Source organism: Rhodococcus sp. 06-235-1A (assembly GCF_002258785.1).
In the GTDB taxonomy this organism is placed as follows: domain Bacteria; phylum Actinomycetota; class Actinomycetes; order Mycobacteriales; family Mycobacteriaceae; genus Rhodococcoides.
On record NZ_NOYI01000021.1, the window covers coordinates 103,629 to 130,361 of the forward strand.

Annotated in this window: 30 protein-coding genes; 16 read left to right on the plus strand and 14 right to left on the minus strand. The window is 65.0% G+C overall.

The features are described 5' to 3' along the window. Window positions 1-209 precede the first annotated feature (209 nt). Genes CH275_RS30105 through CH275_RS19555 form a run of 5 tightly spaced genes read left to right on the plus strand, consistent with a single transcriptional unit; the run spans window position 210 to window position 3,911 of the window. Window positions 210-539: a hypothetical protein gene (locus CH275_RS30105; protein ID WP_256991122.1), complete on the plus strand. Its 330-nt coding sequence runs from the start codon at window positions 210-212 to the stop codon at window positions 537-539. After that, window positions 530-769, plus strand: coding sequence for a hypothetical protein (locus CH275_RS30110; RefSeq protein ID WP_256991123.1), 240 nt, complete (start codon window positions 530-532; stop codon window positions 767-769). The genes CH275_RS30105 and CH275_RS30110 overlap by 10 nt, the downstream gene beginning before the upstream one ends. Further along, complete coding sequence (locus tag CH275_RS19545) at window positions 766-1,884, plus strand: sensor histidine kinase (protein WP_094679942.1); 1,119 nt, start codon at window positions 766-768, stop codon at window positions 1,882-1,884. Before CH275_RS30110 ends, CH275_RS19545 begins: the two co-directional genes overlap by 4 nt. 21 nt (window positions 1,885-1,905) lie before the next feature. Continuing rightward, the gene (locus CH275_RS19550; RefSeq protein WP_094679943.1) at window positions 1,906-2,553 is read left to right on the plus strand and encodes a response regulator transcription factor; all 648 of its coding nucleotides are present in this window, start codon (window positions 1,906-1,908) and stop codon (window positions 2,551-2,553) included. A 44-nt stretch (window positions 2,554-2,597) separates the two neighbouring features. Beyond that, window positions 2,598-3,911, plus strand: a complete 1,314-nt coding sequence (locus tag CH275_RS19555) for an MFS transporter (protein WP_179276235.1) — start codon at window positions 2,598-2,600, stop codon at window positions 3,909-3,911. On the opposite strand, the gene CH275_RS19560 is transcribed toward CH275_RS19555, so the two are convergent. Next, entirely contained in the window at window positions 3,908-5,107 is a 1,200-nt protein-coding gene (locus CH275_RS19560; RefSeq protein WP_094679945.1) for a GNAT family N-acetyltransferase, read from the minus strand. The genes CH275_RS19555 and CH275_RS19560 overlap by 4 nt on opposite strands. 75 nt (window positions 5,108-5,182) lie before the next feature. Here CH275_RS19560 and CH275_RS19565 point away from each other — a divergent pair, with 75 nt between their 5' ends. Together CH275_RS19565 and CH275_RS19570 are read left to right on the plus strand one after the other, a co-directional pair. After that, window positions 5,183-5,986, plus strand: a complete 804-nt coding sequence (locus CH275_RS19565; RefSeq protein WP_094679946.1) for a TrmH family RNA methyltransferase — start codon at window positions 5,183-5,185, stop codon at window positions 5,984-5,986. Further along, window positions 5,983-6,252, plus strand: a complete 270-nt coding sequence (locus CH275_RS19570) for a DUF2537 domain-containing protein (RefSeq protein WP_179276236.1) — start codon at window positions 5,983-5,985, stop codon at window positions 6,250-6,252. Before CH275_RS19565 ends, CH275_RS19570 begins: the two co-directional genes overlap by 4 nt. Window positions 6,253-6,257: 5 nt before the next feature. Here the strand turns inward: CH275_RS19570 and CH275_RS19575 are convergent, their stop codons facing one another. The 5 genes from CH275_RS19575 to CH275_RS19595 form a co-directional block, all read right to left on the minus strand. Further along, window positions 6,258-7,019 (minus strand): DUF6928 family protein, encoded by a 762-nt coding sequence (locus tag CH275_RS19575; protein WP_256991154.1) that lies wholly within the window; start codon window positions 7,017-7,019, stop codon window positions 6,258-6,260. Window positions 7,020-7,112: 93 nt separating this feature from the next. Beyond that, a complete protein-coding gene (sepH, locus tag CH275_RS19580) occupies window positions 7,113-8,009 on the minus strand; it encodes a septation protein SepH (RefSeq protein ID WP_094679948.1) in 897 nt (298 codons plus the stop codon). Between the two features lie 112 nt (window positions 8,010-8,121). Next, window positions 8,122-8,793 carry a rhomboid-like protein gene (locus CH275_RS19585; RefSeq protein WP_094679949.1) on the minus strand — a complete coding sequence of 224 codons (672 nt, stop codon included), beginning with the start codon at window positions 8,791-8,793 and terminating at the stop codon, window positions 8,122-8,124. Window positions 8,794-8,901: 108 nt separating this feature from the next. Further along, complete coding sequence (gene serC, locus CH275_RS19590; protein ID WP_094679950.1) at window positions 8,902-10,023, minus strand: phosphoserine transaminase; 1,122 nt, start codon at window positions 10,021-10,023, stop codon at window positions 8,902-8,904. 69 nt (window positions 10,024-10,092) lie between these two features. Then, window positions 10,093-11,211 carry a citrate synthase 2 gene (locus tag CH275_RS19595; RefSeq protein WP_094679951.1) on the minus strand — a complete coding sequence of 373 codons (1,119 nt, stop codon included), beginning with the start codon at window positions 11,209-11,211 and terminating at the stop codon, window positions 10,093-10,095. Between the two features lie 135 nt (window positions 11,212-11,346). Here CH275_RS19595 and pdxH point away from each other — a divergent pair, with 135 nt between their 5' ends. The 5 genes from pdxH to CH275_RS19620 all read left to right on the plus strand — a co-directional run bounded on the left by pdxH (window position 11,347) and on the right by CH275_RS19620 (window position 16,521). After that, on the plus strand, window positions 11,347-11,964 hold the full coding sequence (gene pdxH / locus CH275_RS19600) for a pyridoxamine 5'-phosphate oxidase (protein ID WP_143546851.1): 618 nt from the start codon (window positions 11,347-11,349) through the stop codon (window positions 11,962-11,964). A gap of 5 nt (window positions 11,965-11,969) precedes the next feature. After that, complete coding sequence (locus CH275_RS19605) at window positions 11,970-13,304, plus strand: MFS transporter (RefSeq protein WP_256991155.1); 1,335 nt, start codon at window positions 11,970-11,972, stop codon at window positions 13,302-13,304. Beyond that, entirely contained in the window at window positions 13,288-14,217 is a 930-nt protein-coding gene (locus CH275_RS19610; RefSeq protein WP_094679953.1) for an aldose 1-epimerase family protein, read from the plus strand. Before CH275_RS19605 ends, CH275_RS19610 begins: the two co-directional genes overlap by 17 nt. After that, the gene (locus tag CH275_RS19615) at window positions 14,214-15,152 is read left to right on the plus strand and encodes a carbohydrate kinase family protein (RefSeq protein WP_094679954.1); all 939 of its coding nucleotides are present in this window, start codon (window positions 14,214-14,216) and stop codon (window positions 15,150-15,152) included. Before CH275_RS19610 ends, CH275_RS19615 begins: the two co-directional genes overlap by 4 nt. 70 nt (window positions 15,153-15,222) lie before the next feature. After that, complete coding sequence (locus CH275_RS19620) at window positions 15,223-16,521, plus strand: citrate synthase (RefSeq protein WP_032377399.1); 1,299 nt, start codon at window positions 15,223-15,225, stop codon at window positions 16,519-16,521. A gap of 76 nt (window positions 16,522-16,597) precedes the next feature. Here the strand turns inward: CH275_RS19620 and CH275_RS19625 are convergent, their stop codons facing one another. Next, complete coding sequence (locus CH275_RS19625) at window positions 16,598-17,215, minus strand: TetR/AcrR family transcriptional regulator (protein ID WP_094679955.1); 618 nt, start codon at window positions 17,213-17,215, stop codon at window positions 16,598-16,600. Between the two features lie 47 nt (window positions 17,216-17,262). On the opposite strand from CH275_RS19625, the gene CH275_RS19630 reads away from it, so the two are divergent. Then, the gene (locus CH275_RS19630) at window positions 17,263-18,099 is read left to right on the plus strand and encodes an alpha/beta fold hydrolase (RefSeq protein ID WP_094679956.1); all 837 of its coding nucleotides are present in this window, start codon (window positions 17,263-17,265) and stop codon (window positions 18,097-18,099) included. A gap of 5 nt (window positions 18,100-18,104) precedes the next feature. Here CH275_RS19630 and CH275_RS19635 read toward each other — a convergent pair whose 3' ends face one another. Further along, on the minus strand, window positions 18,105-18,905 hold the full coding sequence (locus CH275_RS19635) for a carbon-nitrogen hydrolase family protein (RefSeq protein WP_094679957.1): 801 nt from the start codon (window positions 18,903-18,905) through the stop codon (window positions 18,105-18,107). Between the two features lie 46 nt (window positions 18,906-18,951). Between CH275_RS19635 and CH275_RS19640 the strand changes: the two genes are divergently transcribed. Continuing rightward, window positions 18,952-19,593, plus strand: a complete 642-nt coding sequence (locus tag CH275_RS19640) for a GntR family transcriptional regulator (RefSeq protein ID WP_094679958.1) — start codon at window positions 18,952-18,954, stop codon at window positions 19,591-19,593. On the opposite strand, the gene CH275_RS19645 is transcribed toward CH275_RS19640, so the two are convergent. After that, window positions 19,565-20,914 (minus strand): MFS transporter, encoded by a 1,350-nt coding sequence (locus CH275_RS19645; RefSeq protein ID WP_094679959.1) that lies wholly within the window; start codon window positions 20,912-20,914, stop codon window positions 19,565-19,567. The genes CH275_RS19640 and CH275_RS19645 overlap by 29 nt on opposite strands. 130 nt (window positions 20,915-21,044) lie before the next feature. On the opposite strand from CH275_RS19645, the gene CH275_RS19650 reads away from it, so the two are divergent. Together CH275_RS19650 and CH275_RS19655 are read left to right on the plus strand one after the other, a co-directional pair. After that, a complete protein-coding gene (locus CH275_RS19650) occupies window positions 21,045-21,719 on the plus strand; it encodes a DUF2848 domain-containing protein (RefSeq protein ID WP_094679960.1) in 675 nt (224 codons plus the stop codon). Between the two features lie 85 nt (window positions 21,720-21,804). Next, on the plus strand, window positions 21,805-22,164 hold the full coding sequence (locus CH275_RS19655; protein WP_032377394.1) for an FKBP-type peptidyl-prolyl cis-trans isomerase: 360 nt from the start codon (window positions 21,805-21,807) through the stop codon (window positions 22,162-22,164). On the opposite strand, the gene CH275_RS19660 is transcribed toward CH275_RS19655, so the two are convergent. The 5 genes from CH275_RS19660 to CH275_RS30290 all read right to left on the minus strand — a co-directional run bounded on the left by CH275_RS19660 (window position 22,157) and on the right by CH275_RS30290 (window position 26,678). Further along, the gene (locus CH275_RS19660) at window positions 22,157-23,206 is read right to left on the minus strand and encodes an isopenicillin N synthase family dioxygenase (protein ID WP_094680283.1); all 1,050 of its coding nucleotides are present in this window, start codon (window positions 23,204-23,206) and stop codon (window positions 22,157-22,159) included. The genes CH275_RS19655 and CH275_RS19660 overlap by 8 nt on opposite strands. Before the next feature lie 62 nt (window positions 23,207-23,268). Continuing rightward, window positions 23,269-24,570: a sensor histidine kinase gene (locus CH275_RS19665; RefSeq protein ID WP_094679961.1), complete on the minus strand. Its 1,302-nt coding sequence runs from the start codon at window positions 24,568-24,570 to the stop codon at window positions 23,269-23,271. Further along, window positions 24,567-25,295 (minus strand): response regulator transcription factor, encoded by a 729-nt coding sequence (locus tag CH275_RS19670; RefSeq protein ID WP_094679962.1) that lies wholly within the window; start codon window positions 25,293-25,295, stop codon window positions 24,567-24,569. Before CH275_RS19670 ends, CH275_RS19665 begins: the two co-directional genes overlap by 4 nt. 17 nt (window positions 25,296-25,312) lie before the next feature. Next, a complete protein-coding gene (locus CH275_RS19675) occupies window positions 25,313-25,519 on the minus strand; it encodes a hypothetical protein (protein ID WP_032378310.1) in 207 nt (68 codons plus the stop codon). Window positions 25,520-25,610: 91 nt separating this feature from the next. Next, window positions 25,611-26,678 (minus strand): GGDEF domain-containing protein, encoded by a 1,068-nt coding sequence (locus CH275_RS30290; protein ID WP_179276237.1) that lies wholly within the window; start codon window positions 26,676-26,678, stop codon window positions 25,611-25,613. Between the last annotated feature and the right edge of the window lie 55 nt (window positions 26,679-26,733).

Genomic DNA, 26,733 nt, shown 5'->3' on the forward strand with positions numbered 1-26,733 from the left:
AACAGTGCAGCGCATCATCACCTGAAGTGACACCGTCACGGTCCGGCCATGACAAAAGTCATGGGTCATGCCGCTCTGTGCCTTACGGTTACTCCGCAGGCTCCGCTCCTGCCCCGAAAGTCACTCCGCAGGCTCCGCTCCTCCGTTTCCACCCGATCTCCACCCGTGGGTCGATTCGCCATCCCCTCGAGATTCGTAGCGTTACTGCCATGAACATTGCAACGATCGCTCTCGTAGTCCTTCTGGTCGGATATCTGCTGGTGCGGCGCATGACCGGCCAGCTCATGGAAGCCCGGCGCATGCTGGTGCTGCCGACGATTCTGGCCCTCGTCGGGTTGGCATCACTGAACTCGACGGCCCTGTCGGCCACGGCCATCGGGTTCCTTCTCCTCGGCTGCATCGTCGGTGTCGGCTTCGGCGTGATCCGCGGCTACACCGTCAGGATCTCCGAGCGGGACGGGACGGGACGGCCTGGATGCGGTACTCGGTCGCGTCGATCGGGCTGTGGATCGCCGCCATCGCCGTCCGCGTGCTGCTGATTCCGGTGGAGAGCGCTATCGATCCGACGGCCGCATCCGTCGCCGGTCAGGCCACGATGCTGGCCGTGGGCATCGGATTCCTCGCCGAATCGGTTGCCGTTCTCTACCGCGCCATGCACACCGACGCCACCATCGTCTGGCGCGCCGACAAGTCCGGTCATCACACGATCTCGCCTACGCTGTCCGACATGCACAATCGGGTTCGCGGCGGAGGGTCGAAGATTCGGTGACATCGGCACCCAACCCCGACGTACGGTTGCCCACGCTCGACAGCCTCAGGCTGTCGAGCCGGCCGTATGTCGCGGCCGTCGTGATCGCGGCGGCCTTCGCCACTTCGGACCTGAGCAACCCGCTTCTGCTTGCGCTGCTCGTCGTCAACAGCGCCGTGCTGCTGGCCTCGGCGCTTCCGCGACGGTTCGTCGGTCCGCGTTCGTCTCTGGTCGGTGCGGGTGTCGCACTGTTCGCGTCTGCAGCGATGCTGCCCCTCGGGGGCACCACAGCGGCAACGCTGTTCCCGTTTCTGATTGCGGGACATGCAGGGTGGCGCTTCAAGCCGTCGGTGTCGTTCCCGTTCGCGATCTCGCTCAGCGTGGCGTGCGCAACCGCACTGTGGATCGCCGAGCACAATGGTGTCGACGGATGGCCCTGGGCTGCAGGGTTGTTCGCAGGTTGGCCGGTGCTGATCGGGTATTCACGGCGCAGTCGGCTGGATGCACTGCGTAATGCGCGTCGCGCCACCGAGGCGGAACTTCGCGAGCATGCCCTGGCCGAGCGAGCCCGCATCGCCCGCGACATTCACGACGTTCTCGCGCACTCGCTGTCCGGGGTCAACATGCAACTCGAAGTCGCCGACGCGTTGCTCGACGCCGGCCGCGCCGAGGAGGCCAGAGCGGCAGTGGGCAAGGCGCAGAGCCTCGTTCGGGAGGGACTCACCGAAACACGCCGTGCTGTGCAGACTTTGCGCCAGGATGCGCTGCCCCTCGTGCCGACCTTGGCCGCTCTCGTGGGCGAGGACGCGAGCTTCGAAGTCGAGGGCACGGCGCTGAATCTCGATACCTCGCAGTCGCAGTTCCTGGTCCGGTGCGCGCAGGAGGCGATGACCAACGCCCGCAACCACGCGCCCGGGGCTGCTGTCGAGGTGGTGCTTCGGTTCGATGCCGGATCGGTCGAACTCTCCGTGGCCAACGGCCCCGCCCTGTCGCCACCCGAACCGATCGAGAGCACCGGAATGGGCCTTGTCGGTATGCGCGAACGCGCGGCCCTGGTGGGCGGGTCGGTCACTGTCGGTCCCGACGGGCCAGGCTGGGTCGTGCGTGCCGAAGTACCTCTGCATCAACCACGCTGAACCAGATATGGAATCGAGAGCATGAGCATTCGGATAGTGATCGCCGACGATCAGGCGTCGGTGCGCGAGGCGCTGGCCACGATGTTGGACCTGATCGAGGACATCACCGTGGTTGCGACCGCTGCCGACGGAGCGAGCGCGGTCACCGAGGTGACCGCGGCGATGAGCGACGATCACCTCGACGTGGTGCTGATGGATCTGCGGATGCCGGGGACCGACGGAATCGAAGCGACGCGAATCTTGAAGGGGCGCTTTCCCGATTTGCCCGTGGTGGTGTTGACGACCTTCTCGGACGAACGCTCGATACTCGATGCGCTTGGCGCAGGCGCACGCGGATATCTCACCAAGGACGCCGGACGGGTCGAGATCGCGGCGGCATTGCGAGCGGCCGCAGCCGGGCAAGCGGTGCTGAACCCGGAGGTGCAGGCGCGATTGCTGGGAGCAATCGAAGTGCCTCGCGCGCAGCAGATCCCGGCCAGGCTGACGCCACGCGAGGTGGACGTCCTGCGCGCGATCGCCGCGGGCCTTTCGAATCGGGAGATCGCTGGGCAGATGTTCGTCAGCGAGGCGACGGTCAAGACTCATATCAATCATCTGTTCGCCAAGGCGCAACTACGTGACCGGGCGCAGGCCGTGCACTTCGCATTCACTCACGGTCTGGCGGGATAGGCGTCTCACCTGCGTGAAGGGGCGTGTTCGGGTACTTTCAGCTCGTGAATCGCACCGAGTCGGCGAGCTCCGACCGTCGTACGCAGATCCGCGTCATACTGGCGGGTTCGGTGCCGAATCTCGTGCAGTGGTTCAACCTGTATCTCTACGCGACGTTCGCGCCGTACTTCCGGACCGAGTTCTTCGATCCGTCGTCGACGAATTCACTGGTGTACGTCTACGGACTTTTCGCATTGACCTTCGTCGTACGTCCGCTCGGCTCGTGGCTGTTCGGCAGGATCGCGGACGTGCGAGGCCGACAATTCGCGCTCGTCGCGGCAGTCACGCTCATGTCGGCCGGATCGGTTGCCCTGGCGGTCACTCCGACGGTCCACACGATCGGTGCCTGGGCAGCGGTCATCCTCGCGGTCGTGAGCATCGTGCAGGGCATCGCAACCGGTGGCGAATATGCGGCGGCGACGGTACTGCTCTCCGAGTCGGGCACGCGAGGTCATCGTGGATTCTTCGCCTCGTTCCAGGCCGCGACGATCGTCGGCGGCCTCGTGCTCGCGCAGACATGTCTGCTCGTGCTCCTCGCGAGCACCGACCGTGCGGCAATCTCCGAGTGGGGCTTTCGCCTCGCGTTCGCCGCGGGAGGCGCGGCCGGCCTGGCGTCTCTGTGGTGGGCGCGCGGACTCGATCGTGCCCCGCGAGAACCGAAGGCGTCACAGGCGGACCGGGACGCCACGATGAGAGCGCTGTTTCACGATCACTGGCGTCCGCTTGTCTGGGTGTTCCTGCTGACCGCCGGAGGGAGTGCCGCGTTCTACACCTACACCGTCACGGTCCCCTCGATCGTTCGCGAGACATTCTTCGCCGCGGACGGGGCCAGGGGAGAGCTCATCGCGACCGGCCTCGTGCTCGCTGCTTTCGTGATGCTCATGGTGCTGCAGCCGGTCGGCGGTGCACTGAGCGACCGCATCGGCAGAAAGCCTCTGCTCGTCGTATTCGGGGCGCTGGGGATACTTGCTACCGGGGCGTTGGTGGCGGCGACCACCCGGGTGACGTCCGCGCCCGCGGTCTTCGTCATCCTGGTGAGCGCATTCTTCGTGCTCACGTGTTACCTGTCCGTGAACGGCATCGCCAAGGCCGAAGTGTTCCCGGCGCACATCCGGGCTCTGGGCGTCGGCTTCGGCTACGCCGTGGCGAACTCGCTCTTCGGGGGCACGGCACCGTTGATCTACCACGCCACGAGCGGTCACGACAGTGTCGAATTCATCGGCTACCTGACGGTGTTGCTCGCGGTGACGCTGTACGCCGCCCTCAGGATGAAGGGCGGCGCGGCGACTGCGCTCGACAAGCCGAATGGGCCGGTCTAGAAACCCCAACCCATGACGGCCGGGCGCGCTGTTCCGAACGTCAGATCCAGTGCATGCAGAGATTCCTCGTTGCGGGCGGTGAGGCGATTGGCCGCGGCGAACAATCGAGCCCGGTGCGTGCCGAAGTAGATGCTGGCGAGCACATCGATGTCGAGTTCGATGTCCGGTTCGGATTCCACCCGGGTGCAGGTCGCTTTGCCATCGGCCACGGTGAACGAGTAGGTACCGCCCGCGTCGAGGAACGGATCTCGGACGGCGATGATCAGCGACGTGTCGAGAGCGTACGTGCGCGCCTCGAGCGCTGCCTCGACGTGCATGATGCGGGCCCACAGAGCGTCGTGGTGAGCCGTGACCTTCGGTAGCCGGTTGTTGGTCAGCAGGAACGGCAGTGCTTCGTCCCGTGCCTGCCGGACCTCGATGGTGTCGACCAGGTCGACCCCGACCAGGATCTGCCACAGTGCGGCGTACGCGTCGTCGGTCACGGCGATGAATTCCTGCACCACCACCCGGCTGGGATTGCGTCCGCGGCGGTAGGCGACGTATCCGTCGGCATGGACGATGAAGAACAGTGCGGTCAGTCCGTCGCGTCGGTTCTCGCGATCGGCGAAGAAGCGCTCCCAGCGGATCGGCGGCTTGGGCTGGGCACCGGCGGTCTGCTGCTGCCACCGGTGGTAGATGTCCGGGAGCAGCTCGGTGGCCTCGGCCGATTCGATCAGCCGCACACCCGTCGCCGGGGGAGCGTCCTTGCGGAACTGCGCGAACCGACGGTCGATCGAGACGCTGATCTCCTCGGTCACCGGCCCGTACCCGAAGCGTCCGTAGATCGTCGCTTCGCTGGCTGTCAGCAAAGACAGCGGAGCACCCGCGTCGTTCAGAGCGCGGTGCTGCTGGGTGAACATCGATCGCAGGATGCCGCGTCGGCGATGCGTCGGTGCGACGGACACCCAGGAAACTCCGGAGGCCTCGACCTGCGCGCCGCCCGGAACGGTCACCGACATCGGGAAGTGCATGGCGACACCCACCGGGGTCTGCCCGTCCCATGCCAGGTACACGTGCTCGGACTTGGTGAGGATCTGCGTCTCGGCAAGATCCTCGGCGTTCTGGTGCTCGCCGAACGCGTGGGCGTCGAGTAGCGCGACGGCATCCCAGTCGTGGTCGGAGGCGGTGCGGATGGTGATCGATTCGTCGGTAGTCATCGCTCTTTACTTTTCCATACAGATGTAGGCCTTCGCCGACGGACCGCCGGAAAGGCCGGGTGACAAGATGAGCGGGTGGTTCATGTAATCGATGTCGACGATCCTCTCGACCCCCGGCTGGACGATTTTCGCGACCTCAACTCCTCGGACAGGCGACCCGATCTGCCCGAGGGCAAGGGATTGGTGATCGCCGAGGGGGTGCTGGTTGCGCAGCGCCTGTTGACCTCACGTTTTCCGATGATCAGCCTGCTCGGCGTGGATCGACGGCTCGACGCGTTGCGCGACGATCTCGCAGAATCGGATGTCCCGTTCTATCGGACGTCGGCCGAGGTGATGGCCGAGGTCGTCGGCTTCCATCTCAATCGTGGAGTGTTGGCGGCGGCGAACAGGCCGCCTGCCCTCGATCTGGACGAGGTGCTGGACGGCGCGAAAACGGTGGCGATTCTCGAGGGCGTCAACGACCACGAGAATCTCGGGTCGATGTTCCGGAATGCGGCCGGCCTCGGCGTCGATGCCGTGTTGTTCGGTGCCGCGTGCGCGGATCCGCTGTACCGGCGGTCGGTACGGGTGTCGATGGGACATGTGCTCCGCGTGCCCTTCGCGAAGGTGCCCGAGTGGCCCCGTGGCCTCGATCGTGTTCGTGCGCACGGTTTTCAGCTGATCTCTCTGACCCCCAATCCGGAGGCCGTATCGCTGGCCTCGGCGATGACGGGGGACAAGGTCGCACTGTTGTTGGGCGCGGAGGGGCCGGGGTTGACCGAACATGCGATGCGCGCCACCGACATTCGCGCGCGCATCCCGATGGCACCGGGCACCGATTCACTCAACGTCGCGACAGCTGCGGCAATGGGCTTTTACGAACGGGTGCGTCTGACGTGACCGATCGCGACCCAGGTGTTCGCTGGACCGGAATTCCGATCACCTTGATCTCGACGGCACTGACGGCGGTGGCGTTGACGGCATTCGGTCTGGAACTGGCCAGAGTTCATCCCTTGCTCGCACTCGGTCTCAATATGGTCGTCGTGGCAGGTGCAGCACCGACGGTCATGCGGTGGCTCGCGATACCGGTGTGGCGCTGGGCCGTGTACGGGGCCGGTGTCGGTTCCATCCTGAGCTTCGTGGCGCTGGCGGCGTCGGCGTTCTGACGGGCCTACCTGCGCGAGAACCAACGCTTCTTCGGTCGCTGTGCCTGCTCGTCCGGGGCACCGGGCATCGGTTCCTGTGGGCCCCGACCGTTCGAGCCTCGGCCCTGCTGGTTCGGTGGTGGTGGCTCCTGACCCGGAACGTACATCGTGAATCCGCAGACCGGCAGTGTGGCCGGATCGAATTCACCGGGGTGCGGGGCACCGGTGTAGCGGAATCCGAGCCATTCCGCGTTGGCGGCTTCGGCGAATTCCTGCGGATGGAACGGGAGCGACTGCGGATCGGGCATCACCCCGGGGGGATAGACCAGTGGATGCTCACCGGCCCAGAACGACCGCTCCCACACCAGCGGTAGACCAGCGTCCTCGTAGATGTAGACCGGCGTCGCGCTGAACGATCGGCGGAATTCGCCGCGCTCCCAGTAGGCGAACGCGCCCCATGCGTGCTGCGGATCCGATGCGACGAGGTAGGTGTGCTCGGAAGCCAGAGGGCGAGTGAAGGATTCGGGAAGTGTCGACGGCGTGGGTACCGAAAGATTGGATCCGCAGACCACGGTGACGCCGGAGTAGCAACCGACGAAGACGTGGTTGTCGTCCACACCGGCCGAGGTCGATATCGGGCCTTGGCCGAGAGGCACCGCTGTCAAGTGGGGGTACAACCGGCCTACGAGTGCCGTCGCAGCATTCCAATCCGAGGTGGTTGCCTCTCGGAGTACAGAAATCGGATCGGGTGCGTCCACGTACCAGATCGTTGATGCTTTGGCCCCCACTACCGGCACCTCTCTCTCCGTAAGCTCCGTCGAAAGCCTACGGTGTGAGCGTCTGCAATCTGTCACCGAGCGGCAAATCGGCCATCGAAGAGATCAGTTGTGGCCGCTGCTCCGGACGCCGAGCAGGACGTCTTCCCATGACGGCATGGCAGGCTTTCCGCGCTTGTCCTTGCCATTGGTGTGACCGGGTGCTGCCTTGGGTGCGGGCTTCGGCTCCCGGGCGACCGGCTCGTGCGGCTGCTCGATGTCGGCGGTCGGCGCGTCGTCCATCTCGACCTCGATGGTCTCGGCGTCCCGTTCGCTGTCGGCGGTGGTTCCGTAGTACTCGTCGAAGCTCTGCTGCGAGGTCTCGTCGTCGGTCGTTGCGGGCGCGAGGGCGCGCACCGGGGCGAGTCCGCGCAGCTGACGGCCGAAGTCGGGATCGATCAGCTCGTGGGCGGTGTCGTCGAGCGGAGCGATGGTGCCGCCGTGCCCGTCGGGCAGGAACTGCCAGTGCGCCTTGTTGGTGGTGCGACCTGCCTGCCACTTCAGCTGCGCGACCCACTTGTTGTCCTCGTCGCGCCAGGCATCCCATGCCGCGTCGTCGAGGTTGTGGCCGCGTGCGCGGAAGGCAAGGGTGACGATGTCGAGCAGGGTCTGCACGGCCGGGCCGTCGTGGCGTAGCGGATGACCTGCCTGAGCCATCGACGCCGCCTGGGAGCGCTCGAGCAGAACGGGGTGAGCGAACACCTCGACGCGGCTGACGGCCATCCCCGAGTCGGCGGCGACCTGTTCGATGGTCGCTCCGCTGCGAATTCGAGCCTGAATTTCCTTCGGCCGAAGCAAGCTGTCCATTTCGATCTCAATCTGTCCTAGTCGAGCGATGTCGCCGCGTGAGGCCGCGCGGAGCTTGTCGTCGGCCGGAAGCCGGAATCTGTCGCCGGTCTTGGGATCTGCGCACACGACGAACTTTCCGTCGGCCTCGAGACCCACCACACGTAAGTCTCGCACTGTGACCTCCTCATCGCGCCGGCTCGCGATACCGTCGAATTCGACCCTAGTTCACCGGGTGTGCTCGGTGGGTGTTCGACACGCATCGCTTCCGCCGACGATCGTTTCTGTCTCAGAGAGTAGACAGCTGCGGGCTCGGCTGCACCCGATCGCCCGAAGTCGCGTCAATTGCCTTGCGAGACAGTGTCGGTACGTCCCTGTGTAGATACACCGCGCCCAGTCCGAAGCCGATACTCAGGGCGATTGCGTGCCCGACGGCGGAGAACGACGGGTCCGAGATTCCGCTCACGGCGACCACGCCGATCCACAGCGCGGCCCACCCCACACGCCACGGCATCGGCAGGTACCTGATCATCGACCCTGCGACCGCCGCTGCCGCGTAGCTGACCCCGACGTCGACGGCCATCGCCAGCGAGTCCGCGAGCCAGTCGACGTGAATGCCGATGAGCAGTCCGACGGCAACCAGAGCAGTGGCACCGACATGTCCGGCGCTGAAGGTGAGAAGAAAGCGTCGCCAACCGGAAACCCATTCGGCGACGGCGAACAACAGGGCGACCGCGGCCAACCACAGCCAGTTCACCCGACCCTCGGTGAGAAATACGCTCGTGACGAGGGTGGCCAGGTGGCCGTCGGTCAGATTGTGCAGGTTGGTACTCGCCGCATGCAGCACGTGCCAGCGATCGTGAGGGCCGATCTGGCCGAGCGCTACCGTGCCTGCCACCGCGAGGGTGCAGTAGACCAGTGTCACGCGAATCCGCAGCGCGAATGCCAGGAGCCTGAACATACGAGCGCTCCCTCCGAGGTCGTTACGCTTGCGTACTTGAATGCAAGTGTAGGCCTCGAAGGGAGCGCCCCAGCTGTGAGCTTGCTGGTAATCAGCCCATCCCTGGAATCAGCTCAGCGTGGACACGACCCAGTCGATGCTCTTGGTCAGTGCGGTGATGTCGTCCGGCTCGATCGCGGGGAACATACCGACACGCAACTGGTTGCGGCCGAGCTTGCGGTACGGCTCGGTGTCGACGACGCCGTTGGCGCGCAGGATCTTGGCAACCTGAGCTGCGTCGACCTTCTCGTCGAAGTCGATGGTTCCGACGACCTGGCTGCGGTGATCCGGGTTCGTCACGAACGGCGTTGCAAACTCGCTCTTCTCGGCCCAGTCGTACAGGCGCGAGGACGAATCGGCGGTGCGCTCGGTGGCCCAATCGAGGCCGCCCTGCGAGTTGAGCCACTCGATCTGATCCGCGAACAGCAGCAGCGTCGCCACTGCCGGGGTGTTGTACGTCTGGTCCTTGCTGCTGTTGTCGACGGCGATCGGCAGCGACAGGAAGTCCGGAACCCAACGGCCGCTGGAGGCGATCTCGTCGACGCGGGCAAGCGCGGCCGGGCTCATCAGCGCGACCCACAGGCCGCCGTCGGCGGCGAAGCATTTCTGCGGCGCGAAGTAGTAGACGTCGGAATCGGCGACGTTCACCGGCAGACCGCCGGCGCCGGAGGTGGCGTCGATCGCAATGAGGGCGTTCTCGGAGCCGGCCGGACGGCTGACCGGGATGGCCACGCCCGTCGAGGTCTCGTTGTGCGCCCAACCGATGAGGTCGACGGACGGGTCGGAAGTGGGCTCGGGGGCACTGCCCGGCTCGGCCTTGACGACGATGGGATCGCCGATGAAGGGGTTGTTCTTGGCCACCGAGGCGAACTTCGAGCTGAACTCGCCGTTGGTGAGGTGCAGCGACTTCTCGCGAATGAGGCCGAATGCAGCGGCGTCCCAGAAGGCGGTGGTGCCACCGTTACCGAGCACTACCTGGTAGCCCTCAGGGAGCGAGAACAGGTCTTTCAAGCCACTGCGTACGCGTCCGACGACATCCTTGACAGGCTTCTGTCGGTGGCTGGTGCCGAACACGGACGCGCCGACGTCGACCAGGGATTGCAGCTGCTCGGGGCGAACCTTGGACGGGCCGCAACCGAAGCGTCCGTCGGCGGGCAGGAGATCGGCGGGGATGATCGGCAATTCGGCCATGGAGTAGCGCGTCCTAGCGTCGATGGAATATGGCACCCATAGGCTAGTCGGGTGCCGCCGCGGCTTCGACTACCGGATCAGTTCCCAGCCGTCCACGGACTCGGGGCTGCGGGGTTCGGGGCCGGTGTAGAGGGCGGCAGGGCGAACGAGCTTGCCGAGACGCTTCTGTTCCAGGATGTGCGCGCACCAGCCCGCGGTGCGTCCGCACGTGAACATCGCGGGCATCATGTGCGCGGGCACCTCGGCGAAGTCGAGGATCACCGCGGCCCAGAACTCGACGTTGGTTTCGATAGCGCGGTCGGGGCGGCGTTCGCGCAGTTCGGTCAGTGCCGCCTGTTCGAGTGCCGCGGCAACCTCGTAGCGCGGCGCGTTAAGTCTCTCGGCGGTGGCGCGCAGGACGCGGGCGCGGGGGTCCTCGGCGCGGTAGACGCGGTGCCCGAAGCCCATGAGCTTCTCTTTTCGGTCCAGGATGCCGGTGATCAGCGCCCGTGCGTCACCGGTCTTCTCGACCTCTTCGATCATCGGCAGTACGCGGGCGGGCGCACCGCCGTGCAGGGGGCCGGACATCGCGCCGATGGCTCCGGAGAGACACGCGGCGACGTCTGCTCCGGTGGAGGCGATGACGCGCGCGGTGAACGTCGATGCGTTCATGCCGTGCTCGGCGGCCGAGACCCAGTAGGCGTCGATGGCGGCGACGTGGGCGGGATCCGGTTCGCCTTTCCAGCGAACCATGAATCGTTCGGTGACGGTCGCGGCCTGGTCGATGCGAGTCTGCGGCACCGCGGGCTGGTAGATGCCGCGAGCGGACTGGGCCACATAGGACAGTGCCATCACCGATGCGCGCGCGAGGTTGTCGCGGGCGATGGTGTCGTCGATGTCGAGTATCGGCTGGTAACCCCAGATGGGTGCGAGCATCGCCAGACCGGCCTGGACGTCGACGCGGACGTCACCGGTGTGGATCGGAAGAGGGAAAGGTTCGGCCGGAGGTAGTCCTCGCCCGAACTCACCGTCGACCAGCAAGGCCCAGACATCACCGAATGTGACGTTCTGTGCGACGAGTTCTTCGATGTCGACGCCGCGGTAGCGCAGTGCGCCGCCGTCCTTGTCGGGCTCGGCGATGTCGGAGGTGAACGCGACGACACCTTCGAGACCGGAGACGAAATCCTCGGGAACTCGTTGAACAGCCATGGCCTGTGGACTCCCTCGTCGCAACTGCACCCGGCTCTGCGCCGCATCCGGGCGTACTTCGTCAGAACCATAGCCGGGGTGTACGCGGGAGTAGCGTCTGGGCTTGTGTCTGCAGATGAACAGCGCCTGGCGAACATGCGGGTGGATTACGGAGAGCCCGAGGACCTCGACGTCGACGCTCTGACGGGCGGGTGGTTCCCTGTCGCCCAACGGTGGGTGGCCGACGCGATAGCGGCCGAGTTGGCCGAGCCCAACGCCATAGTGTTGGGGACGGTCGACGAGGCAGGTAGGCCCGCCACCCGCACCGTGTTGTGCAAGGACCTCGACGTCGACGGCGTGGTCTTCTACACCAACTACGACTCGGACAAGGGTCGTGCACTCACCGCGAACCCGTATGCGTCGATCACGTTCCCGTGGATCGGAATTGCCCGCCAGCTCACTGTCCGCGGCCCGGTGGTCAAGGTGGACGCCGAGACCACCGAAGCGTATTGGCGCACGCGGCCACGGGGATCCCAATTGGGGGCGTGGGCGTCCGAGCAGTCGCGCCCGATCGGCTCGCGGGACGATCTGGCTGCGCGACTGGCCGAGGTCACCGCGACGTTCGACGGTATCGATGTACCGGTGCCCCCGAATTGGGGTGGCTTTCGCGTCGAGCCCGAGACGGTCGAGTTCTGGCAGGGCCGAACGAGCCGTATGCACAACCGAATTCGCCTGACGGTGGCAAGCGGTGTGATCGAGCGTCTGCAGCCGTGAGCGGACTGCGCGGCATCCTCGCCGATACGACCCCGCTGAGGACTCCGGCCTACAAGCGGTTGTGGTTGGCGAACATCGTCACCGTCATCGGGGCGCAGCTGTCCATTGTGGCTGTGCCACAACAGGTTTTCCAGATCACGCTGAGCTCTGCCTATGTGGGCCTGACCGGTGTGTTCGCACTGGTGCCGCTCATCGTGTTCGGCCTGTGGGGCGGGGCGCTGGCCGATGTGATGGACCGCCGCACCCTGCTGATGATCACCACGTGCGGTCTGATCGGAACATCCGCGCTGTTCTGGCTACAGGCGTTTCTCGACCTGAACAATGTGTGGATCATCCTGGTGCTGTTGGCAGTTCAGCAAGCGTTCTTCGCAGTGAACCAGCCGACCCGCAGCGCCGTTCTCCCGCGCATCCTGCCTGCCGAGCAACTGCCCGCCGCGAACTCACTGAACATGACGGTGATGAACTTCGGTGCCATCGCCGGACCGCTCAGTGCAGGCATCCTCATCTACTACATCGGGCTCGAGACGCTCTATCTGATCGATACCATCGCACTGTTCGCCACGCTGTGGGCAGTGATCCGGCTGCCGGGGATTCCGCCGGCGAAGTCGGGTCAGCGAGCCGGGTTGCGTTCGGTGTTCGACGGTTTCGCCTACCTCGCCACCCAGAAGGTGTTGCTGGCCTCCTTCGTCGTCGACATCATCGCCATGGTGTTCGGAATGCCCAGGGCGCTCTTCCCGCAGATCGCGCACGAGAGCTTCGGTGACCCGGCGTCGGGCGGGCCGGTGCTGGGCATGCTGTTCGCGGCGATGTCCGCAGGGGCGGTGGTCGGCGGGGTGTTCTCGGGCTGGCTGCCACGAGTGCGCAGGCAGGGCCTGGCGGTGCTGATCTGCATCGTCGTGTGGGGCGTCGCGATGATCGGATTCGGCCTCGCCGTGGGCGCAGCCACCGACGGGGCGACGGCCGTTGCCCTGTGGTTCGCGTTGGCGTTCCTGGCCCTCGGCGGCGGGGCCGACATGATCTCCGCGGCATTCCGCAGCACGATGCTGCAGACGGTCGCGACCGACGAGATGCGGGGCCGACTGCAAGGTGTCTTCATCGTCGTCGTCGCGGGAGGGCCTCGCATCGGCGATGTGCTGCACGGCGCAGCAGCCGCGTCGGTGGGGACGGCCGCCGCAGCGGCAGGCGGCGGCGTACTGGTCGTCATCGGTGTGGCGATCGCAGCGCTGGCACTTCCGGCATTCATTCGCTACCGAGTGGGTGCAATCGCCGGCGGCAAGGCGGGAGTGGAGCCTGCGGAACGACCCGGCGGTAGGCCGGTGGACAATGACTCCCATGGCTGACGCGCAGACCTACTCCTTGACGAGCGGCAAGTATCGGGCAGACATCGCTGCCGTCGGAGCAGGCCTGCGGGTTCTCGAGTACGACGGCGCAGCGCTCACCGAGACCTGGGAGGCCGGCACCAAGCCGCCGCTGTCGGCGGGGTTGGTGTTGGCCCCATGGCCGAATCGCACGGCCGATGGAACCTTCACATTCGATGGCGTCGAGCATCGGATGGAGATCAGCGAGCCCTCGCGGAACAATGCGAGCCACGGTTTCGTCCGTCGAGTGGCGTGGACACTGGTCCAGCACACCGACAGTCGCGTCGAGCAGAGCGTGGATATCGGGACGCATCAGGGCTGGCCGTTCTCGGTGACGCTGACCGTGGTGCACGAGCTCTCGGCGGACGGTCTCACAGTGACGGCAACAGCGAAGAACACCGGCGATTCCGCGGCTCCGTACGGGATGGGTTTCCACACGTACGCCAGGGTTGGCGATGTGCCGCTCGACGACTGCACGCTCGAGTTCTCGGCCGGAACGCGCTTACCTCTCGATCCGGAACGCAATCTGCCCGTGGGCAATTCGGTGTCGACGGCCGATACCGAGTACGACTTCAGGAAGCCGCGAACGCTGCGGGGAGTGCAGCTCGATACCCCGTTCAGTGCGTCGTTGCCCGATGCCGACGGGCGCGCGAATCATGTACTGCGTGGGCCGGACGGCGCCGCGACCGTACTGTGGACCGACAGCAATTTCGGTTGGGTGCAGGTGTTCACCGCCGATCCGGCCAACGATCAGGCCTATCCCGATCGGGGCCGGGCGTTGGCGATCGAACCGATGACCTGCCCACCCGATGCGTTGAACTCCGAGATCGATCTGATCGTGCTCGAGCCGGGGCAAACCTGGTCGGGCACCTTGGGAATGAGGTACGAGAAGTGACGATTCTGGTGTGCGGCGAGGCATTGGTCGACCTGGTCCCGGTGCACGAAGGACCTTTGCTCTCGCCCAAGCTCGGCGGCGGACCGTTCAACGTCGCTGTCGCGATCGGCCGATTGGGCTCGCCGGTAGCGTATCTGTCGCGGATCTCCCGCGACCCGTTCGGCGAACAGATCCTGGCGAGTCTGCGCGACGCAGGCGTCGACGTCTCGTGGGTGCAGCGCGGCGACGAGCCGACGACGTTGGCGATGACCACGCTCGCCGAGGACGGCAGCGCCGAGTACTCGTTCTACGCCGATGGCACCGCCGATCGCCTCGTGGCCGATCCCGGCGACCTGCCGGACGAGATCAGCGTGCTGTCCTTCGGCACGCTGTCCCTGCTCTACGAGCCCGGTGCGTCGATGTACGCGGGACTACTTCACCGGGCGCGGGCGGCGGGCAAGCTCACGATGCTCGACCCCAACATCCGGCCTGCCGCCATCGACAGCACCAGCGGCGATATCACCGCCGACGGCTTCCGCGACCGGTTCCGTTCGTGGTTGCCCAGCATCGACATTCTCAAGGTGTCCGAGGACGACTCGTTCTGGTTGGGGCTCGGAACCCAGGGGACCACTGTCGACGATTGGCTCGCGGCCGGGGTCACCGCGGTGGTCATGACCCGCGGCGGCGATGGCATCTCGGTCTTCACTGCAGCCGACGAGATCTCGGTGCCGGGTGTGGCTGTCGACGTGGTCGACACGATCGGCGCAGGTGACACCGTGCATGGCGCTCTGCTCAGCTTTTTGCAGAAGGAGAGCATTATCACATCGAACGCGGTGAAAGAGATGAGCAAGCAAGATTGGCAACACGCGCTCGACTTCGCCGCGAAAGCTGCGGCGATCACGGTTTCGCGACCCGGTGCCGACCCTCCCTGGGCGTCCGAGGCGTCGAGAGACTAGTTTCACTATCGACGTTAGAACTGTCCGCTTCAAGTACGTGTCCGTTACACGAGTTCGAGAGGGACCATTCGTGCCCGCTGAGAATGACGCCAAAGCCACCCTCACCTATCCCGGTGGCGAATACTCCATGTCGATTGCCGAGGCCTCCGAAGGCAACAACGGCATCGAGCTGGGAAAGCTGCTGGCGACCACCGGCTACACGACATTGGACGGCGGGTTCGTCAACACCGCATCGACCAAGTCGGCCATCACCTACATCGACGGCGACGCAGGCATCCTGCGCTACCGCGGATACCCGATCGAGCAGCTCGCGGGCAAGTCTTCGTTCATCGAGGTCAGCTACCTGCTGATCTACGGGGAGCTGCCGTCCGCAGATCAGCTCGAGACGTTCACCGACAAGATCCGTCGGCACACTCTGCTGCACGAGGATCTCAAGCGGTTCTTCGACGGCTTCCCGCGTAACGCGCACCCGATGCCGGTGCTGTCGAGCGCCGTCAATGCGCTGTCGGCGTACTACCAGGATTCGCTGGACCCCAACGATCCGGCGCAGGTCGAGCTGTCGACCATCCGCTTGCTGGCCAAGCTGCCGACCATCGCGGCGTACGCATACAAGAAGTCCGTCGGTCAGCCGTTCCTGTACCCGGACAACTCGAAGAGCCTGGTCGAGAACTTCCTGCGTCTGACCTTCGGATTCCCGGCCGAGCCGTACGAGGTGGATCCCGAGATCGTCAAGGCACTCGACATGCTGCTCATCCTGCATGCCGATCACGAGCAGAACTGCTCCACCTCGACGGTGCGCCTCGTCGGATCCTCGCAGGCCAACCTGTTCACCTCGATCTCCGGTGGCATCAACGCCCTGTGGGGACCGCTGCACGGTGGAGCCAACCAGGCCGTGCTCGAGATGCTCGACAAGATCAAGGCCGAGGGCGGCGACGCCACGGACTTCCTGCGTCGAGTGAAGAACAAGGAAGACGGCGTCAAGCTCATGGGCTTCGGACACCGGGTGTACAAGAACTTCGATCCGCGCGCGACGCTGGTCAAGGAAACTGCGCACACGATCCTCGGCAAGCTGGGTAACGGCGACGAGCTGCTCGAGATCGCTCTGAAGCTCGAGGAAACCGCGCTCACCGACGACTACTTCGTCGAGCGCAAGCTCTACCCCAACGTGGACTTCTACACCGGCCTGATCTACCGCGCGATGGGCTTTCCGCCGCGCATGTTCACGGTGTTGTTCGCGATGGGCCGTCTCCCGGGCTGGATCGCGCACTGGCGCGAGCAGAACGAGGACACGACCGGCAAGATCGGCCGCCCGCGCCAGATCTACACCGGCTACACCGAGCGCGACTACCAGGACGTCAGCTCCCGCTAGCTCGTACTGCACGACAATGCCGCCGGCTCCCCTCGGGGAGTCGGCGGCATTGTCGTTTCCGGCTGGAGATGCGACGTCAGTGACGAGTTCGCGGCTGCAATTCTGTTCGAGCGTGCGCGATGAACCATTGCTCCCACTGCTCGGAGGTCCAGCCGCGCTCGCGGGTCAGTCTCAGCCATGACGAACGCGCCGTGAGCAACCACATCGCGTCGACCACCTCGTCCGGTGGAGGGCTCCCGAGGATGAGTCCTGCTGCCCAACGGTTCTCGTCCCATCGCGTCTCTTCTCGGACCGAGAGTCGCTGCGCAGCAACGGGATCCACTACGGCGGCCTCGTCCAGCACGTGTTGGATCCCCGCGGACCGCTCATGTGCCCCACGGAGCCAGGCCGCGCCCGCTGCGAGGCGCTCCTCGAACGTTCCGGTGCCCATCTTCTCGTAGTCCGGCATTTCGCGAACGGGGGAGTTCAGGTTGTCCGAGAGCGCTCTGTCGATGCATCCGTCCAGCAATGCAAGCTTCCCGTCGAATTGTTGGTAGACGGTCTGCCGGGTCAATCCAGCCGCCGATGCGACGCCGGCCATGGTCGTGGCGACCCAGCCTCGGCTCAGGAACATCGTGTGCGCAGCGTCGAGCACCGCCGCGCGGTTCATTCGGGCGCGCTCGGTGCGTAGGTCCGACGAGTAGGTCCTGGCCATGAAATGCAGTCTAGACAGAATTGAGATTACGCTGTGTAATGTCAATTATGAACGAGTACGACATCCCCACGCGACTCGGTCGACTGCATGTCAGGGCCACGGGAACAGGACCACCGGTTGTGTTGTGGCACAGCATGTTCGTCGACTCGTCGAGCTGGGACCGGGTACTACCGGCACTGGCGGGTGCCCGGACCCTGTATCTCGTCGACGCCCCGTCCTGCGGTTCGAGCGATCCGCTGCACGAGCCAACCGATATCTCGGGCTGTGCGGATGCTGCTGTCGAACTACTCGAAGAGATGCAGCGACGATGGGGCAGCGGCAGCGTCGACTGGCTCGGAAACGCCTGGGGCGGTCACGTGGGGATGGAAGTCGCTGCCCGACGGCCCGACCTGATCGCGACCCTCGTCGCGATCAGCGCGCCGACGCATCCCATCGACAAGGCGTTGCGCCGGAAGATCCGAATGCTGCTACCGCTCTACAGGCTCGTCGGCCTTCGCGGCCCGGTCCGGTCGGCCATCGAGGAGACGATCTTCACCGACCACACCCGGGCCCACGATCGCGCCGCAGTGCAGATGCTGCGCGACGCCGTCGCGCGGGCGGGCCGTCGAGCGACTGCACTGGCCATCGAGACGGCGATCCTGAATCGCACGGACTTGACCTGGGCTGCACGAGCTTCGGCGCGTCCAACTCTGTTCGTCACCACCGACGATCGTGGGGAGTGGACACCAGCGGAGGCGCGCGCTGTCGCGGCCGTGATGGCCGATGCGCGTGAGGTAACCGTCAGCGGCGCTCGTGTGATACCCGCACTGGAACAGCCGGATCGACTGGCCGAGGTGGTGTCGGAGTTCTGGTCCTCCCACGCTCGCCCGATCGGTGCGACGTAGAACGATCAGGCGTCGAAGTGCTTGCGGTTCTTCAGCACCGGCAGAGTCTTGCGCACGGCGTCGACCAGTCCTGTGTCGATGTCCATCGTCAGCATGCCGGGTGTGGCGTCGAGTTGACCGAGAATCTCGCCGGTGGGGGAGCAGACGATGCTGTGCCCGACGCCCAACGGCGCATTACCCTCGGCGGCAGCGGGTTCGGCCTGATCGCAGGCCGCGATGAAGGTCGTCGAATCCAGGGCACGAGCGCGAGCGAGCAGGGTCCACTGCTCGACTTTGCCGTCACCCGCTCCCCACGACGCCGGAACGACGACGAGTTCCGCGCCGAGGTCCCCGAGTTTCTGGAACAGCGCGGGAAATCGAATGTCGTAGCAGGTCGCGAAGCCCACCCGAACTCCGGCAATGTCCACCACCAGTGGGTCCGAACCCGGTGCGACGGTGTCGGATTCAGCGAATCCGAAGGCGTCGAACAGGTGAATCTTGTCGTAGCTCGCATCGATACCGGGGCCGGTGACGAGCAAGGTGTTCGTCACCCTGTCGTCCGCGGCGGGAGTGAACATCCCGGCGACGACGGTGATGCCGGCGTCGGAGGCGATGGATCGCACCGCGTTGGCCCATTCGCCGTCGAGGGGTTCCGCGAACTTCCTGATGGGTCCGCCGAAGCAGCGCATCGTCGCCTCCGGAAACACGACGACGTTCGACCCGGCATGTGCTGCTGCACGGGCGTGGCTATCGATGAGTTCGAGGTTTTCGGTGGGGTGTTCGCCACTGGTGATCTGGGCCAGGCTGATGCGGATTGTCGAGCTCACGGTGTGACTCCTGGTTTCGTCGGGTGAAGACAGGTATACATATCGTATGCAACCACTGTCGGGGAGGGACAAGGCGTATCTGTTCGTACGTGATCAGGTGCTGTCGTCACCGGCCGCCACCGGCACTTTTCTGAACGAGCAGGAGCTCGCCACGCGAATCGGCGTATCGCGCACACCGGTTCGGGAAGCGCTGCTGATGCTGCAGTCCGAGGGACTGGTGGAGATGGTCCCCAAGCGCGGCGCGCACGTACCGGCGATGTCCGGACGGCAGATCGCCGAACTGATGGATCTGCGCGGCGTCCTCGAACGGCACGCGGCCACCCGTGCGCTGCGCGCCGGGGATGCTCCGATTGCACAGATGCAGCATGCGCTCGAGCAACAGGAATTGCTGATGAACTCCGACAGTGCGGATGCACCCAAGGAGTTCATCGATTGGGACGGCACCTTCCATCAGAGTCTGATCGATTCGGCGGGCAGCGATCTTCTGTCCCGCACGTACGCCGGACTGCGTGCTCGGCAGCTCAGGGTGGGCCTGAGTGCCCTGTTCACTGCTGCCAACCGACAGCATCGGGTGTGCGCCGAGCACCAGGCCATCATCGACGCACTGAGTGTCGGCGACGAGGGCCTGGTGCACGAGAAGATCGACGCTCACCTCGAGGTCACACTTCAGACTCTGCTGCGCGCGTAGCCTTTTCGTGCTCCTGGTTCAGTAGCACGTAATGCTCGTCCTCGGTGGGGTCGGGGTTGCGGCCGAGTGCGAGGCCGACGAGTGTGACGGCACCGACGATCACGATGTATCCGGCGATCGGCACCCAGCTGTCCGTCTTGTCCAACAGGTACACGAAGATCAGCGGGGCCATCGCTCCGCCGAACACACCGGCGATCGTGTACGCCAACGAGCTACCGGTGGAGCGCAGTCGCACACTGAACTGCTCGGTGACGAAGGCGGCTTGTGGCCCGTACATGAACGAGTGGAACGCCAGGCCCACAACCACACCCAGGATCAGCAGAGGCAATGATCCTCCGCCGATGACGAGGAAGAAGATCGCGCTCCAGGCGACACCGCCGACGGCTGCGACGCCGTAGACCAGGCGTCGATTGATGCGGTCGGAGACGGCTCCGGCGAGCGGGATCAAGCCGAGCTGGCACGCCGATCCGACCAGAATGGCCGTCAGCACCTCGCTGCGCTCGAAGCCCAACTTCTGGGTGCCGTAGGTGATCGAGAAGACCGTGAACAGTGCATAGATGACGTCCGGTGCAACCCGAGACATGATGCCTGCCAGCAGTGGTCGCAGTTCTGTCCTGAACACTTCGCTGATCGGGGCCTCGGAGCGATCGCCGCTTTCCTGGAGTGCTTTGAATACCGGCGTGTCCTCGAGCTTCAGGCGGATCCACAAACCGAATCCGACGAGTACTGCCGAGAAGAGGAATGCAACACGCCATCCCCAGGACTCGAACTGCTGGTCGGTCAATGTCAGTGTCAGCACCGCGAGTGCGCCGTTGGCGAGCAGATTGCCCGCGGGTGGTCCGATCTGCGCGGCGGAGGACCAGAACCCGCGTTTGCGGGGATCGCCGTATTCGCTGGAGAGCAGAACGGCACCACCCCACTCGCCGCCGACCGCGACGCCCTGGCAGAACCGCATCGTGACGAGGATGATCGGCGCCGCGATACCGATGGTGTCGTAGCCGGGGATCAAACCGATGGCGAATGTCGTGACGCCGATCAACAGCAGGGTGATGACGAGTAGCTGCTTTCGGCCGATGACGTCGCCGAGTCGGCCGAAGACGAATCCACCGACCGGACGGGCGATGTACCCGACGGCGTATGTCGAGAAGGCCAGCAGTGTTCCGGTCAGCGGGTCGCTGTCCGGGAAGAAGACCAGCGGAAACACCAACGCGGCGGCGGCCGAGTAGACGGCGAAGTCGTACCACTCCAATGCCGTTCCGGTCAGGCTGGCCGCGAAGGCCTTGGCCAGGCCCTTTCTATCCACCGAAACAGGTTCGGTCATGACGACTCCTTCTTGTGCCTGGGATCACTCTATCCGTTGTACGTGCTCCATACTTGCTGTATACAAGACGTATGCGCAAGGCTTTCGGCGTATCGGAAACAGAAAATTTACGAGGAGAGGGTCCTTACTGATGCTCACATTCACGCTGCCCGACGGCACGACCGAGTCGCTCGAGGTCACCACGCTGCTCAATGCTGGGTACGCAGGCCGCAACCAGGAAGAGGTGGCGTCGCACATCGCGGAGCTGGCCGAACTGGGAGTACCCGCTCCGACGGTGACCCCGGCGCTCTACCCCATCTCGCCCTACCTGGCGCAGCAGACCGATACCGTCGCCGTCCAGCACGGACGCACGTCGGGCGAGGCGGAATGGGCTCTGGTGATCCTGGGCAACACGATCGACGACGTATTGCTCACGGTTGCGTGCGATCACACCGACCGTGACCTGGAAGTTCACAGTGTCGCGTGGAGCAAGAACGCCGCCCCTGACGTGCTGGGCACCAGCGCGTGGCGGTTGACCGACGTGGCCGATCGACTGGACGAGATCACCCTGACCGCCTGGGCGGACGGAGCACTCATTCAGACCGGAACGCTCGGTGATCTTCTCGCCCCGCAGTACTGGCTCGATGTACTCACCGAACGTGGACTGTTCGCGCGTGGAACGGTTTTGATCTCGGGCACCATCTCGATGCACCACGGGGTGAATCAGTTCTCCGACGCCTGGAAGGTCGAGATGGCCGACCCCGCAACCGGCAACACGTTGACCTGCGAATACAAGACGAATTTGATGCCAGCTCCAATCGGTTGACCGTCACGACGTAAAGTCGAAGCGGAATATGCCCAGAGCTTCACAGCCGGCGTCGGCGGGCCGGCATCAACCGCAGGAGACTTCAGTGACGAAGCCAGTGATCGAATTTCAGGCCGGACCCGCACCATTGGATTTGGTGACGGTCGACCTCGTCGAGGGTGACGGCGCAGAAGCAGTTGCCGGCGGCACCGTCGAGGTGCACTACGTCGGCGTCGAGTTCGACTCGGGCGAAGAGTTCGACTCGTCCTGGAACCGCGGCGAATCCATTCAGTTCCCGCTGCGCGGACTGATTCAGGGTTGGCAGGACGGCATCCCCGGAATGAAGGTCGGCGGACGTCGCCAGCTCACCATTCCGCCGGAGCTCGCCTACGGCCCCGCCGGCGCAGGTCACCGCCTCTCCGGCAAGACACTCGTGTTCGTCATCGACCTGCTCGACGTCAAGTAACAGCAGGTCGAGTAACAGCGCGTCGTACCCGCTCGGCTTCGCGGGTTGCCGAGGCATTCGCCGTTCCGCCTCGGGAACCTGCGAGCTTTGCCTGAATGTGTTCGGCAACGGTGACCGGCTCGTACCGGGGCACTGCGCCGGTCTCGATGCACGACGCCAGCGGCGCGATGACGGCGTCGAGGTTGCCGTCGTGGAAGAAGGCGGCAGAACGCCTGCGCTGGATCGTCCCGCCCGATACCGGTGGCCGCACGCGATGCAGAGTCGACATCCACCGATCGTTGGTCAGCCTGGCTGTCAGATCACCCAGATTCACCAACATCGCGCCCTCGACAGGCTGCACGTCGTGCCACAGCCGGTCGGCACCGAGGACCTGTAGGCCGGGTACCCGGTCGGCCCAGAGCACCGTCACCAATCCGTAGTCGGTGTGCTCGCTCATTCCGGTGAGTTCACCCTCCGGTACGTCGGTGCCCGGATCGAGTGCGTAGTTGTTCATTCGCAGCGTGTCGAGTGACTGATCGGTGATGCGTGAGAACAGGTTCGGCGATTCCCCGAGGGCGTCGGCGAACACCCCGGTCAGCGTCCGGGCCACGCGGGCAGCTTCGGCGAAATACAGTTCGACGGCGTCCCGGAACCCGGCCGACTCGGGCCAGGTGTTCGGCTCACCGGTGCCGACGTTGAATGCCTCGAAGTAGTCGTTCATTCCCGACGCCGAATCGAGCCCTAGGCTCAGGCTCAACGTCTCGCTCTTCGGTGCGGTGTATCCGCGGTTGAGCTCGGGCGGGCAGATGTAGGCCGACTTCTGCGCTGGGTCGAGCCCGAAGAACGAATCCATCGCCGCTGCGAGCCCGGCAACGATGTCGTCCCGGATGCCGTGGCCGACGATCTGCATGAAACCGACTGTGCTGCATGCATGGTCGACGTCCGATGCCACGCTTCGGCGCGCGATCGCGTCGGAATCTGCGGCGGAGTCCGGGGAGCGGTCACCCAGAACGTACGGCGAGATGTCGATGATGGGAACGGTGAAATCCGATGACGAGTGCACGAGTCCATACTCCTCGCGTCGGTCGATGCCGCGGGTTTCTCCCGAGTAACGAATGCGGCACACTAGCGAATCTGCAACTCCATCACCAGGCGCGCGCCGCCCAGTGGACTGTCGGTGAAGTAGACACGGCCACCGTGTAATTCGGCCTGCTGGGCAACCAACGCCAGGCCGAGTCCCGAGCCGCCCTTGGCTGCTCTGGTGCCGCGCTCGAAGCGGCCGAACACCGATTCGCGTTCGTCGAGGGGAACACCGGATCCGTTGTCGTCGATCAGAACGCGCACCGTCGTGTCGACCCGTTCGGCCGTGATGACGATCGAGGTTGCGTTGCCGTGCCGGACGGCATTGCCGATCACGTTGTCGACGGCCAATCGTAGACCGGTCGGTAGTGCGCGCATCGTGATCTCGGAATCGGGAGCGGACTCCACGCGGATGTCGAGCTCGGGATGCAGTCTCTGTGCGTCCTGGGCTGCGACGTCGCAGATGTCGATGATGTCGGTTTCGACTCTGTCGCCCTCACTGGACAGTTCACCCGACGCGAGTCGTTCCAGCGCGGTCAGCGTCGTCTCCACCCGTCCCTGCGTTCGCTCGAGGTCACCCAGAATCTCCCGTTGCTGCGCGGGCTCGAGGTCGAGGGTTCGCAGAACCTCGATATCGGTGCGCATCGCCGTCAGCGGGGTGCGCAGTTCGTGCGCGGAGACTGCCGCGAAATCGCGTGCGGTGTCGAGTGCGGCATTGGTGCGGTCCTGTGCCTCGTTGAGCCTGGTCAGCATGCCCCCGATCGCGACTGCGAGTGCGTCGGCCTCGGTGACGCCGGTGCGGGTCTCGGGAGCGGTCGGTGGCTGCGCGCTGACCTGCCGGGTCAACGTCACCAGCGGTCTGACGGCTCGCCCGCCGAACAGCCAGCCCAGGCCCGTGGACACCGCGATCGCCACCAGCCCCAGCATCAGCACCTGTTTTTGCTGCTCGTCGGTCACCTGTTGTGCCTCGAGGGCCGGCACTCCGATCGAAATGGAGATGGTGGACACGATGGTCGATACCGCCGTGTAGACGCGGAACCGTTGGCCGTCGACGTCGACGGTCTGCGATCCGGTGTCCAGCGCGGGCAGCCGTGTCGGTGTGGACGCGACCACGATGTCGCCGCTGCGAATGGTGACGGCGAATGCGCCGGAGAGTTGATCGATGAAGGCCTCCAACGTCGACGAGTTCGGGACCAGCACCTGCGACGCTGTCGTCAACCGTTCGTCGAGTTGATTGACGTTGTTGCGGGAGATGGCGACCGAGGTGACCACCGCGAGTGCGGCTACGACGAGGGTGGCACCGAGGGCCGTGGCGGCGGCGACGCGGGCACGCAGCGAGAAGCTCATGCGGCGTCTCGGACGACGAATCCGACGCCGCGGACGGTGTGCAGGATGCGCGGCGACCCGTCGGATTCGAGTTTGCGGCGAAGATAGCCGACGAACACGTCGACGACGTTGGTGTCGGCGACGAAGTCGTAGCCCCACACCAGTTCGAGCAATCGCTCACGCGTGAGCACAACGCCCTTGTTCCGCGCCAGAATTGCCAGCAACTCGAATTCCCGCTTGGTCAGATCGATGTCGACTCCGCCGCGATGCACGCGATACCCGGGGATGTCGACCACGAGGCTTCCGATGGCCACCGCCGAGCTCGGTACTCCCGAGTCTGCCGCCGGCACAACTGGATTGGTGCCGCGCCGGCGCAGCATTGCCCGGATCCTCGCAACGAGTTCGGCCAGTACGAACGGCTTGGTGAGATAGTCGTCGGCACCGGATTCGAGCCCGGCGATGCGATCGTCCACCGAGCTGCGGGCACTGAGCACACAGATCGGGATGTCGTTGCCCATCGCACGCAACGCGGTCACGACGCTGGCCCCGTCGAGTACCGGCATGTTGATGTCGAGCACGATCGCGTCGGGCGTGGATCTGGAGACCACGCCCAGTGCCTCTGCTCCGTCGGATGCGGTGATGACGGTGAACCCCGACAGGCGCAGTCCACGTTGTAGTGAGGACAGCACGTCGGCGTCGTCATCGACAACGAGGACTGTGGCAAGGGAACTCGACGATTCGGTCACCGGTCCATTGTGAGGGTTCAGGCAACCCAGCTGTCGACGGTGGTGCGGCGTTCCTCGGGCGTCTTGGCGAAGAACTCCTCGAGTGCACTGCGGCGGCCGGTGTCGGCGTCGAGCGACCAGGCGAGCGCAGGTGCCTTGGCGTAGAGCTGCTCGTAGTACTTCTCGAAGGTGCAGGTGCTGTTCACCAGGGAAAGAGCGCCGGGGAAGGGGCGGGTGTTCGTCATGATGTTCTCCTTTTCTCTTCTGTGTTTCCCAAGGTAGAGCCCTATGTTGCGGCCTTGGTGAGCCGTCGTTGGCGGTTCTCTGAGAGTCCGGCTACGACGCCGAATCGTGATGTGCGCGGTCGCCGCCTGCGCGTTTGGCCGAGTACATCGAGCGATCTGCAGCAGCCAGCGCGGCGCGAAACGTGCTCTCGAGAGATTCGGAATCCGTGTCGACCGGGCCTGCGACACCGATGCTGGCCGTCACCAGGGGTTCGGCGGCGGCGCGGACCGTGCGGCGCACATTTTCCGAGGTGACCTCGGGTGAAACGGCCACCCGACCGGCGATGTCGATCACCACGAACTCCTCTCCACCGAGCCGAGCCACCGTCATGTCGGATACCGCTCGTCGCAGAGCGGTCGCTACGGAAACGAGAACTCTGTCGCCCACGGAATGGCCGTGTGTGTCGTTGATGGCTTTGAACTTGTCGAGGTCCAGCAGATAGACGGTGAGCGACGCGCTCGACATCGTGGAGGCCACCGCCCGCCGCATTGCACGTTGGAGGCCGCGGCGATTGAGCACGGTGGTGAGTTCGTCCACTTCGGAGAATTCGACATCGATGGTCATCATGCCGACGATCATCAGTGTCATCATCGGCACTGCACCGATGATGATCAGAACCGAGGCACCCAGTGCCGCAACCTGTATCGGTGGAACTCCGTCATGTAGCTCGGCGAACGCGATGGCGACGGTCGCCGATACCGCGCCGGTGATCGCTGCTGTGAAAACGCGAGGGCCGTGGAAGAACACCACATAGCCACAGACAACGGCGAACCCGGTACATTCGGCGAGGCCGAGAAGCGGGATCGATACGAGGTATCCGGTCGTGGTCATGAAGACGAGTGCGGTGGCCACGAAGCACAGGGACTGCGTTTCGGTGAACCACGGACGTGATCGCCACAGCAGCACAGCCCACCCTGCGTCGACCACAGCAATCCCCACGGCCACGAACATCGCACCGGAGTCGCTCCGATCGGTGCCGAACTCGAACAACAGGGGCTGTAGGCCGAGGACCACCGTGGCCAGGACTACGGCAGTTCGCGCAAGCGTCATCAGGTGCCGTCGAACCAGGTAATCGGGAAAGAAGTCGTACCGATGGGGTGCTCCCCACTGGAATGCCATGTCGACGCGTGCTCCTCCCCGTAGGCGCGGTGCCGCGTACACGGTAGCTGCACCC